This is a genomic window from Sporosarcina sp. NCCP-2331 (assembly GCF_023707945.1).
Lineage (GTDB): Bacteria > Bacillota > Bacilli > Bacillales_A > Planococcaceae > Sporosarcina > Sporosarcina cascadiensis.
The window spans coordinates 1-11,096 of the sequence record NZ_BRCD01000052.1 but is presented as its reverse complement, the minus strand read 5'-3'; the positions used below and the strand labels follow the sequence as shown (position 1 = coordinate 11,096).

Sequence of the window (11,096 nt, the reverse complement as noted above, 5' to 3'; positions counted from 1 at the left end):
ACGCGATTGTTTGGTGCACAGGCACCATTTTCTTTTCACTGTTTAAATATATGTTTCTTATGCCATTTCAGATAAGGCTTGTTGTTCACGGTTCTGTTTACTCTCAACTTTGTGTGAAGACCGTACTTTTCGTAGTCTTCTTCAGGTATTGCAGTTGAAATATGGATCTTGCCTTGCCCGTCAAATGCAATGTGCCCGTTCTGATAAAGGGCATCGTGGTTACGGCAGAGCAGAATGCCGTTGTTAGGATTGATGCGTTCACTGGCTGTGCAGTCTTTCCAAGGTTTTGCATAACTTGCTTGAAGAAGTTCCGGCAGCTTTATTTCGCACAGTGCACATTGATCATGCCATAGCGGCAAGAGATCTTTTCGAAATCGCTGTTGTCCTACTCTTACTTTAGTCTTCGTTTCTGATTCGGTTTCAGAAAGAAGTGGAATTAGAAAATCTTGTTCAGTCTTTTGCACCGTGCCCATCACAAATTCCAACTGTTCTTCATCTATTTCGTAAATGTTCAGATCTGCAATCAGCTCGACCAGTTTGATTGTAAGTTCTTCATTGCACGGATAAAGATAGCCCTGATTGCCATTGGCATTTTCTTGAAACGGAGAATACAATATTGGCAGGAGCGGAAGGATTTCATCAAAAGAATTAGCAATCGTTAACGGCTTATCAAGTTCATAATACTCGACCTCCACTAAGTAGCCTTTCGCGTTTTCACTGTCGGGAAGCGGGATAGTAATTGGCTTGTATTCTTCTCTATATCCCGACTTCGCTACACTGATTGCCACAATATCCCCTTTAACATAATGAAAAATACGATCCCCCTCGACTACTTCTTTCATCCGTTCCCAGAAATGATGAACATTGCCTATACTGTCCTGCTGCAATGAAAAGAGGATACCTAATACTTTCTCTTCGTGGTAGGTGCGCCCTTGCATAACTATGTAACTTTCCATGTCTTTTCACTCCTTTACAGGCATCTGTATTTATTCTCCTTTCATTATATAGTAAAAGGTACCTGCGCAAGATCATATTCTGAATGAATCGTGCGCAAATACCTTTATTTATTGTTTTTCCACTGCTCCGGGTCCCGCTGTATGTTTAACAACAACATATAAGTATTCATAAACTTTTCAAATGAACCCATTCAGTGTAGACTAAACATATTCAAGTTTAGTTAAAATGAACCCATTTAAATATACAATATTCAGGAGATGATTCCACTGAGAAGATTCAATTATGAATCACTGCAAAAATTCATGATGCCGATGGAAACAGTGAATTTAATTGCAAAAATAAACGAATATAAAGGTAAACAAGACCTATATAAGCAGCAAGCTCCGCAAATTTTAGAAACCCTGCGAAACACGGCAGTTATTCAGTCAACAAAGGCATCCAATGCTATTGAAGGAATCATTATTACAGATAAACGTCTAAAAAGTATATTAGAAGATAATACAGACTTACAAGATCGGTCAGAAGGTGAAATTGCTGGTTATCGTGACGTCCTGCAGTTAATCCACTCTTCTTATGATGCAATCCCCATCAAAAATTCAGTAATTTTACAGTTGCATAAAGAGTTGTATCGATACATTCACATTGAAGGCGGCAATTGGAAAAATGCAGATAATGTTATCAGTGAAACCTTGCCTGACGGTATGAAACGTATCCGATTTCAACCCTTATCGGCATTTGAAACACCCCAGGCAATGCAAGAACTTTGCGCTGCACTGAATGAACGAATGATCAAGGAGGATGTAGAATCGTTAGTAGTAATTGCCGTATTTATTTTAGATTTCCTCTCCATCCATCCATTTAATGATGGGAATGGTCGAATGGCACGCCTGTTGACCTTGCTCCTTCTCTATCAATCAGGTTTCGAAGTAGGCCGCTTTATCAGCTTGGAAAAAATCATTGAAGATTCCAAAGTAATGTATTATGAAACACTTCGACAATCATCAATTGAATGGCATGAAGGCACAAATAATATTATCCCTTGGATTAATTATTTATTAGGAACCATTGTTGCAGCCTATAAAGATTTAGAATCAAGAGTAGGAATTGTTGAAACACAAAAGGGCGGAAAGAGCGAAAGAGTATCATCCTTTATCGAGAAGAAGATTGGTTATTTTACAAAGTCAGAAATCCGCAATGCCTGTCCGGATATCAGTGAATCTACGATTAATCGTGTTCTGAATGATTTGAAAGCACAAGGGACAATAGAATCCGTCGGGCTCGGCCGAAATGCGAAGTGGAAGAAAATTTAATAATAATCTTCTGTGACAACCTTTGATCTGCTGTCAGGCAGCGATGGCACGAAGTAATCTAAAGAAAGATCAATTACATCTGACTCACCGATGAAATAAAAAAATCGACATCCTAATGGCTTTGGGCCTATGGTTGTCGATTTTTTATATTGTACTGAACTCGTGCTTTGTTTCAATGAATTAAACGATTTTACGCGTGAACTGCCATTTCCAGCAAACGTTTTGCCGAAGCTTTCACTTCTTCCATACCGTCAGCAATAATTTCCATTGCTTGGTCCGGCTTGGCATTATGCCCCTCAATTACGACTTCATCGATGATTTCCATTCCGAAGACGCCGCCAAATACATTGCGCATATACGTAACAGCCATTTCCATCGGAGCCGTCTGAGGTGCTGAATAAATACCCCCGCGGGCATTTAAGAAGATCGCTTTCTTATCTGTCATCAAGCTGATCATATTGCCTTCCGCATCATATTTGAAAGCGAAGCCTGCAGCATAGACATAATCGATGAATGTCTGCAGTTTAGCAGGGATCGTTAAGTTCCATAATGGAAATGCAAATACGACAACGTCGGCAGCTGAGATGGCATCCATTGCTTTTTGTTTAGCAGCCAACAGGCGTGATTCGACATCAGTCAGCTCTTCACTGTTCTGCACTTTACCGAAAGCGTTAAACAATTCCTGGCCAAAATACGGCGTATCCTCTTCAAATACATCGTATGTTACAACGTTTACGTTTTTTTCTTCTAATTCAGCCATGAACGTTTCATACATTTTACTGGAAATCGCTTCAGTGGCTGGACGGTTATTTGCTTTTACAACTAGAATATTCATTATTTATACTTCTCCTCTTATGTCTAAAAATATACTGCTTTTTTATTATAATCTACATAAATCAATTAGGTAAGTACGCACTTTAAAGTGGTATAGTATCAAAAAGTATACTGAAGGAAGGGTCTGCACCAAAATCGGTCCTTGACAACATGTCATGTATCTACTGCGAAAATCATGCTGCAGTTTAAATCCGATTCAGCACTGAGGGATTGCTTTACGTGATAAGCCTACCGGTGAAGGGCATGCATCATTGCCTTAATTCTACAAAGAACGCAGAAATACGGCAAAACGAACTCTTCGCTATTCGCTTAGCAACGGCCGATCTCGCAGTTGCGCCTATGCTTGTTTGGATATTGGATATCGTGTTGCTTTTTTGCAGAGTATGACTTGGTCCCGTTTCTCGTCTTTGCAAATACATTGATCAAAAGGATCTGAGTCCTTTGTGGATATTAAGTATTGCATGAAATACCTTATCTATCGAAATGGTCTCAGATATTATGCTCATACTGCCTACTCACACAAAAGGTATTAAAACACCAGCCAGTGTACCGGAGTGGAAGGCGGCGACTCTGGGAGGATCAGCCCGACAGGTGAGACAACTTGCGGGAGTGAAGCGACCAAGTTGGCTCACCGCGGGCCCTCCAGAACGCGTCCGCCTGGAACGCAGGGAAACGGTCTCTTTCCAATTACCATCCTATCCTGCGCAATCACAATCAAATCCCAAACTGCTCATGAAATAGGCTGTCAAGCACACGTTTTGGTGAGAGCCTGAAGGAATTAACCTTGTTTTAACAGCCGATTAGTCAACTCAATGAATTCTACCACATCTTTTCCGACAAGCTCAATTCCGGCTGTCCAGAAATCTTCTTTCGTAATATCAGCACCGAGATGTTTCTTTGCCAGCTCTTCCACTTTCATGGATCCAGTGTCTCGCAGTAAGGCAATATACTTCTCTTCAAATCCTTCAGGGGATTTCAAGTATTCCGCATAGATCCCCAAGCTGAACAAGTAACCAAATGTATAAGGGAAATTGTAAAACGGCACACTGTCGATAAAGAAGTGCAGCTTGGCGGCCCAGAAATGTGGATGATAAGAAGAAAGACTATCACCGAATGCTTCTTTTTGCGCTGCGGTCATTAATTCATTCAACCGTTTCTCTGACACAATTCCTTTTGCACGTTCCTGATAAAACTGATCTTCAAATAAGAAGCGTGCACGGATATTTAAAAACATTGCCGTAGCGCCTTCCAATTTATTCGCTAAAAGAGAGATTTTTTCCTCATCGGTTGCCGCATTTTTTACTGTAGCATCTGCAATAATCGTCTCCGCAAATGTACTGGCTGTTTCCGCCACGTTCATGGCATAGTCCTGATTCAGTTCAGGCATATCTTTCATGACGTAACTGTGAAAAGCGTGCCCTAATTCATGTGCTAATGTACTGGCATCACTTGGTGACCCTGTAAATGTCATGAATATACGGGACTCTTCAAATTCAGGCAAACTCGTACAATAACCACCCGGACGTTTATTCGGACGGTCTTCCGCTTCAACCCAGCGATTTTCGAGTGCATGCTTGGTAAATTCGGTCAGTTTCGGGCCGAATGAAGCGAAGTGCTCGATAATAAAATCGGCCGCCTCATCATAAGTGAAACGTGTGGGTTTTGTTTCGCCTGCCGCAACTGGAGCGTCCACGTCCTGCCAGCCCAACTTTTCCATGCCCAATAGTTTCGCTTTTTGATCTAAGTACTCAAGAAACGTGTGTTTTTGCGCATCGACTGCTGACCACATTGCCGCCAGCGTCTGTTCTGTCATACGGTTGTATTCAAGCGGTTCTTCCAAATGACCTTCTCTGCCGTGAGCTTCCTGCAATGTTAAGCGGTAGCCGGCTAAATGGTTCAGAATGTCTGCAAATACGGGACCTTTCTTAGACCATACCTTTTCCCATTCCTCAAAAAGTCTACCGCGCACTTTGGGATCTGGATCTGCATACATTTTGTTCATTGCCTGTCCAATGGATAAATCAGCAGTTTCGCCATCTTCGTTTGTAAAAGGAACTGTCATAATAGAGCCGACTGTATTATATAAATCGCTCCACGCAGCGATGCCGTCTTTATTTAATTTAGCAATCAGTTTCTCTTCCTCTTCAGATAACAGACGCTTGCCCTGTTCTCGTATTTCATTCAAAGAAAAACTAATTTCGTTTAATGCGTCATCCTGCAGCAGTTTAGTCCAATGTTCGTCTGTAATTGCCACAAGTTTTTTAGTGAATATCGTTGCGAGCTGCTGAATTTCACTGCTTAGTTCCATTACCTGACCGTTGACGACACTTGCATGTTCATCATCCATAAAGGCATCTCGCCACATATTGACAAATGTAGCCACTTGGCCCAAACCTTTTCCGATTACTTCTTGCTGCTTTAATATTGCCTGCAATGCAGATGCATCATCGGCGGGCTCACTATTCCATCCCTTCAGCTGATTCGCATACTGTGCAATCTCTTCTTTTATAGAAGAGATTTTAGTTTGTACTTCCTGAGAATTTGTCCCGCCTTTAAATACCGTTTCTAAATCCCACGTGTCATGATATCTCAATTTAACTCACTCCCTTATCTATCTATTGTAAACTTTATGTCACTTTCAATTCCACTTTCCAAATCCGTGAATACAGCTTTCCCGAATGAACCTCAGCATACGAAAAAGCGCATGACTGTGATTTGTCATGCGCCGTAGACTGTTGTATAGGTTAAAACTCAGGAAGTTCACCAGGCTTCAGTACTGTGCAGGCCGGATCTGCTCTTAGAACAGTCTCAGGACCGTGCGGACTGTAGATGGCAACTAACTTCAGTGTCTCCCATCCTGTGTTAATCGTGGAGTGATAAGACCCAGCCGGTATATGCACACACATGCCGGCTGTTATTTTAGTAGGAGCGCCGTCATCTACTGTCTGTTCGCCCTCGCCTGACACGACATACAGCACTTCCTCTTCTTCAGGATGATTGTGCCGGTCATGTCCTTTTCCGGGTTTTAAATTTACAATGCCCATGCTGAATTTCTGTGCATTTGTTACACGTGGCTCACTGAACCACTTCAATGTTCCCCAATCAAACATCTGAGTTTCCACATCTTCCGGATGAATATAGCGCAAATTTCCTGTTTGGTTTTCTTGGCTCATGTTATCTGCTCCTTTTGCCGAAATTTTATTTGCATGCTTCTTCATTCAATATTATAAAAGTGAGACCTCACTTTTTACTTCTTCTTAATATCTTTAAATCTTTCCGATTGTTCTTTAATCCCTTTTTCTGCCGCGAAACGTTCAATGCTGGAGGCACCAAAGAATCCGACAATTCCATCCACTCTTTCAATTACATAAGCCGCATCCTCCGGCTCTGCAATCGGCCCACCGTGACAGATGACCATAATATCAGGATTGACTGACTTACCAGCGTCCACAATACCTTGAATGCGTTCCACACAGTCGTCTAAAGTCAGGGCCGTTTTTGCACCGATCGTTCCTTTCGTTGTTAACCCCATATGAGCCACCAGCATATCGGCACCAGCTTCAGCCATTTTTTTCGCCTGCTCCTCATCAAATACATAAGGAGTGGTCAGCAGATCCAACTCGCTGGCCAAGCGGATCATTTCGACTTCCAGATCGTACCCCATCCCGGTTTCCTCGAGATTGGCACGGAATGTTCCGTCAATCAGCCCGACTGTAGGGAAATTCTGAACTCCGTGGAAACCTTGATCTTTAAGCTGTGCCAGGAATCTGCTCATGACCCGGAATGGATCTGTTCCGTTTACTCCCGCAAGCACAGGTGTATCTTTTACGATCGGCAGTACTTCATTCCCCATCTCGACAACGATTTGATTTGCATCTCCATAGGACAATAACCCGGCTAATGAACCCCGGCCCGCCATACGGTAACGTCCTGAGTTGTATACGATCAGCATATCCGCCCCGCCGGCTTCACTGCTCTTAGCCGTCACCCCGGTCCCTGCGCCTACTCCCAATAAAATATTACCTTCATTGACTTCTGCTTTAAAACGGTTAAGAATTTCTTGTTTTGTTAACATATTTTTTTGCTCCTTTCTTTACTTTTCAAGTAGTTTGATCAATTGTGCAGCAGCAGCTATTGCAAATTCCTGACTGTTTATATCTGTATCCAGTTCAATGATTTCTACTTTTTGTTGATCTATTTTTTCTTTCAACGTGTCAAATAACACTTTATTTTCATTTGGCCCATAAAAAGCTTGACCCTCGACGTCCAGACCCGACAATCCTTTTAACGGTAATAACAAGACTGTATCTTTCTCGGCCATATTTAATTTTTCTGCAATTACTTCGCCGATTTGCCTGTTTTCCTCAGCCGTTGTCCGCATCAGCGTAACAGTCGGATTATGCTTGTAGAAATTCCGTCCTTCAAATTTTTCTGGAATGGAAGCAAAAGGCCCAAAATTCACCATATCCATTGCTCCTACCGAAACAACTTGAGGTATTCCTCTGGCTGCCGCCGCTTCCAAACGATGAGGACCAGCGGCCAGTACACCGCCGACCAGCTCATCTGCCCATTCTGTTGTCGTAACGTCCAGTACACCATCGATGAAGCCATCCGCTATGAGACTTTCCATCGTGCGCCCGCCAATACCGGTAGCATGGAAAATCAGGACTTCATATCCTTTGTCCTCAAGATAGACTTTCGCCTGATTGATGCAAGGAGTTGTCAGACCGAACATAGAAGCAGCAATAAGCGGCTTTTTTTCCACTTCGGTATTGCTTTCAAATTTCACCATGCCCACTATGGCAAACACTGCATTGGAAAATATTTTTGTTGAAATGATATTTAAACCGGCAACATCCACTACGGAAGGCATCATAATAATATCGCTCGTGCCGATATAAGGTTCTGTATTTCCCGAAGCAACGGTCGATACCATCAGTTTAGGCACACCAATCGGCAGTGCTCTCATTCCAGACGTTACGATGGACGAACCCCCAGTACCCCCAAACGACAATACGCCATCAAAATTTCCTTCTTCATATAATTGCGGCAGCAAAATTTCCATTCCTTTGGCAAGTACTTCCGTTGCATTCGCCCGGTCTCTTTTAGCGGCAATCTCCTGAATGTCTTCACCCGCTGCCTCTGCTACTCTGGCATTCGACACATCCGGTTCAAACTCCGCGTCAAATACACCTGTATGAATAGTAAATGTACGAACACCCAACGATTCGATTAGTTCTTTAACAAATAAAAACTCTTTCCCTTTAGAATCAAAAGTTCCGGCTAAAGCAATTGTTTTCACCATGAAAACACTCCTCTTTTGTTTATTGTGCAAAATAAACGATCTAGAAAACTCTATAATTCTTACTATTTCAATAATAGCGCTTTCATCAGGAAATTGGCATGTCTTTATGTTAGGGTTAGTTGTCGTTTCATTTTTTATCTAATATTTCTTTAGGTGATACACCTTTATACTTTTTGAAGATTTTGCTGAACTGAGAATAATCCTGATAGCCTGTCATTTCTGCCACTCTATTCAGCGGCAGATTTTCCAGCTCCATTATTTCCAGTGCTCGATTCAGGCGGTATTCAATCAAGTACTGCGTGAATGAAATGCCGACCTCTTTCTTAAATAGGGTGCTTACATAGGACCGGGACAGATTCAATATTTCTACAATCTCATTCAGTGTGATTTCATTCATATAATTCAAACTGATATATTTTTTTATAAAATCAATATAATCTTCGTGATTTCCTATCCCATTCATCACTTTCCTAATCAATTCATCGTAATGAAAATCATTGGTCTGCTTAAATGATTTTGTAATCTCGATTAACATTTGCTCTGTGGCAATCCGTTCAAAAACAGAACCTCCGATATATCCCATAATATTGGTACCATCATACATAAATTGAACATCTACCGGTTTATTGACCGGGCCTCCGTAGACCATTTTAATAATATTCGTGTTCAGTTCATCGCAGCGGTCAAAAATTTTCACAGCCAACTTTTTGGCAGACTGCAGAGATAAAATGTTTTTGGCTCCTAACGTACCGCCCTGAGTCAAACCCAAATGTACACAAATAACATCTGCACCTGCGTTGATCATCGATACCGCCTGCTCCTCATTGAATACAAATGCTACGGTAAACAACTCTTTTTCACTTGCTATCCGTATGGCTTCTACCTCAAGAGCATATGAAATCCCCTGCTCCTCCAGCGATTCCCCGAAAATGCCATCAAACAGTCCGACACTCGGAAAATTATTAATGCCGGCAAATCCTCTGCTCTTAATGAATTCAATATAGTTGGCCAACTGAATAGTTGGATCTGTAGCACATAAACCAAAACAAATAGGGATATCATTTATCCTTGGAATCAGTTCTTTCGATGCGAATTCCATTACGATCTCGTTGCTGTTTGCATACGGAAGAAAACCAGTCAATGAACTAACTCCCATTTGACGAAAACGCCCTGAGCTTAGCGCCAATATAAAATCAGCACCGCCTTCCTCTGCATATTTGGCCGTCATTCCATTTCCGGCTGCAACCCCCACCAGCTTTCCGTCTTTTTTCAACCGTCTGTTCAATAGATCTGCTACATCAAATTTATTCATCACATATACTCCCACTTAAAAGTTCCAAAACTCCAAACTTACTTCAAAGAAAAAAACGCCCTTCATCAAGCAGTAGACCGGAAGTGACAAACCAACCTGAAATACCATTTAACGAGAGACATTTTGAAGAAGATGCAGTTTGAATCAATTTCTTACTGATTACTATAGCACACTTGATTTTTCGAGATAAGTAACAGCTTCGAACTCTTTTATAAAGTAATACAGATTAGTTAAGAATCGCATTTCGTACTGCTTTTGTCTGCTTAATAAAAATGCTGATACCGTGAAAGCATACTAATTCAAGTACAGGAAATACTAAACAGTAATACATTTACGAATAAAGGAGTTGGAAAAGTGAAACATCTAAGGCTGATTTCAATTTTCATTTGTATGGGGATACTACTCTTAGGTTTTTCCACAAAGTATTTTGAAGTAGATGCTAAATTAACGAATACTGCCTCCGCTTCAAAAACTGGTAAAGACCCGCTGACCATCGAGTTGGAATCATTTAGTCAAGAACATCATATACCCGCGGTTGACGCAAAAGTCGACAGAGTCTGGAAGGCCATTCCCGGCTATAACGGATTGGAAGTAGATATAGAAGCCAGTCATAAAATTATGAAAGCCGATGGTAAAATGGACAAATCAAAAGTAGTCTATAAGGAAACTTCGCCTGCTGTTCATTTGGAAGATTTAGGACCCCATCCTATTTTCAAAGGAAATCCGGATAAGCCAATGGTGGCCTTCTTAATTAATGTTGCATGGGGCAATGAATTTATTCCTGAAATTTTGGATGTACTAAAGGAAAATAAAACGAAAGCCTCCTTTTTCTTTGACGGAAGCTGGGTAAGCAAAAATCCGGATTTGGCAAAAATGATTTTTAAGGACGGTCATGAAATTGGCAACCACGCATACAGTCATCCAGATTTGCAGCGAAAATCGGAAGTTGAAACAAGGGAAGAATTAAAAAGGACCAATGATATCATTAGTAAAACACTTGGAATCGAATCGACAAAGTGGTTCGGTCCGCCCAGCGGCAGTTTTAATCAGCAGACTGTTGAAGTCGCCAGTCAGCTCGGAATGCATACAGTTTTATGGACAGTGGACACAGTTGATTGGAAAAAGCCCGCTACTTCTGTGATGGTGAACAGAGTAGTAACTCAAGTAGAGAATGGCTCGATGGTATTAATGCATCCAACGAAACCCGTCGCGGAAGGAATAGGAGCCATGATTACACAAATTACTGAACAAGGCTATCGTCTCGGAACTGTCAGTGAACTGATGAGTGAAAAACGTGTGATAATCAAAAAAGATGGCCCCACGTCCCCTCTTTCCCAATAAAAATTCGCAAACTGCTATAATATAGCTATCATTAAAA

Annotated in this window: 9 protein-coding genes; 2 read left to right on the top strand and 7 right to left on the bottom strand. The window is 41.5% G+C overall.

Annotated elements, in window-relative coordinates; genetic code table 11:
* Positions 1-35 precede the first annotated feature (35 nt).
* Positions 36-956, bottom strand: a complete 921-nt coding sequence (locus tag NCCP2331_RS17810; RefSeq protein WP_251672045.1) for an HNH endonuclease — start codon at positions 954-956, stop codon at positions 36-38.
* Between the two features lie 303 nt (positions 957-1,259).
* On the opposite strand from NCCP2331_RS17810, the gene NCCP2331_RS17805 reads away from it, so the two are divergent.
* Positions 1,260-2,267: a Fic family protein gene (locus tag NCCP2331_RS17805; RefSeq protein ID WP_251672044.1), complete on the top strand. Its 1,008-nt coding sequence runs from the start codon at positions 1,260-1,262 to the stop codon at positions 2,265-2,267.
* Between the two features lie 190 nt (positions 2,268-2,457).
* Here the strand turns inward: NCCP2331_RS17805 and NCCP2331_RS17800 are convergent, their stop codons facing one another.
* From NCCP2331_RS17800 to NCCP2331_RS17775, 6 genes are all read right to left on the bottom strand, one after another.
* Positions 2,458-3,102: an FMN-dependent NADH-azoreductase gene (locus NCCP2331_RS17800; RefSeq protein WP_153721248.1), complete on the bottom strand. Its 645-nt coding sequence runs from the start codon at positions 3,100-3,102 to the stop codon at positions 2,458-2,460.
* 777 nt (positions 3,103-3,879) lie between these two features.
* Positions 3,880-5,694, bottom strand: coding sequence for a M3 family oligoendopeptidase (locus NCCP2331_RS17795; RefSeq protein ID WP_251672043.1), 1,815 nt, complete (start codon positions 5,692-5,694; stop codon positions 3,880-3,882).
* 151 nt (positions 5,695-5,845) lie between these two features.
* The gene (locus NCCP2331_RS17790; RefSeq protein ID WP_153721136.1) at positions 5,846-6,274 is read right to left on the bottom strand and encodes a cupin domain-containing protein; all 429 of its coding nucleotides are present in this window, start codon (positions 6,272-6,274) and stop codon (positions 5,846-5,848) included.
* A gap of 74 nt (positions 6,275-6,348) precedes the next feature.
* Positions 6,349-7,176 carry a phosphoenolpyruvate hydrolase family protein gene (locus NCCP2331_RS17785; RefSeq protein ID WP_153721135.1) on the bottom strand — a complete coding sequence of 276 codons (828 nt, stop codon included), beginning with the start codon at positions 7,174-7,176 and terminating at the stop codon, positions 6,349-6,351.
* A gap of 18 nt (positions 7,177-7,194) precedes the next feature.
* The gene (locus NCCP2331_RS17780) at positions 7,195-8,403 is read right to left on the bottom strand and encodes a Tm-1-like ATP-binding domain-containing protein (RefSeq protein WP_251672046.1); all 1,209 of its coding nucleotides are present in this window, start codon (positions 8,401-8,403) and stop codon (positions 7,195-7,197) included.
* Positions 8,404-8,533: 130 nt separating this feature from the next.
* A complete protein-coding gene (locus NCCP2331_RS17775) occupies positions 8,534-9,718 on the bottom strand; it encodes a phosphoenolpyruvate hydrolase family protein (RefSeq protein ID WP_251672042.1) in 1,185 nt (394 codons plus the stop codon).
* A 354-nt stretch (positions 9,719-10,072) separates the two neighbouring features.
* Here NCCP2331_RS17775 and NCCP2331_RS17770 point away from each other — a divergent pair, with 354 nt between their 5' ends.
* Positions 10,073-11,059 (top strand): polysaccharide deacetylase family protein, encoded by a 987-nt coding sequence (locus tag NCCP2331_RS17770; protein ID WP_251672041.1) that lies wholly within the window; start codon positions 10,073-10,075, stop codon positions 11,057-11,059.
* The last annotated feature ends 37 nt before the right edge of the window (positions 11,060-11,096 follow it).

Coding starts and splice junctions, on each gene's coding strand:
- NCCP2331_RS17790 (WP_153721136.1), bottom strand. CDS start 6,274: ATGAGCCAAGAAAACCAAACAGGAAATTTGCGCTATATTCATCCGGAA.
- NCCP2331_RS17800 (WP_153721248.1), bottom strand. CDS start 3,102: ATGAATATTCTAGTTGTAAAAGCAAATAACCGTCCAGCCACTGAAGCG.
- NCCP2331_RS17775 (WP_251672042.1), bottom strand. CDS start 9,718: ATGAATAAATTTGATGTAGCAGATCTATTGAACAGACGGTTGAAAAAA.
- NCCP2331_RS17810 (WP_251672045.1), bottom strand. CDS start 956: ATGGAAAGTTACATAGTTATGCAAGGGCGCACCTACCACGAAGAGAAA.
- NCCP2331_RS17805 (WP_251672044.1), top strand. CDS start 1,260: ATGATGCCGATGGAAACAGTGAATTTAATTGCAAAAATAAACGAATAT.
- NCCP2331_RS17785 (WP_153721135.1), bottom strand. CDS start 7,176: ATGTTAACAAAACAAGAAATTCTTAACCGTTTTAAAGCAGAAGTCAAT.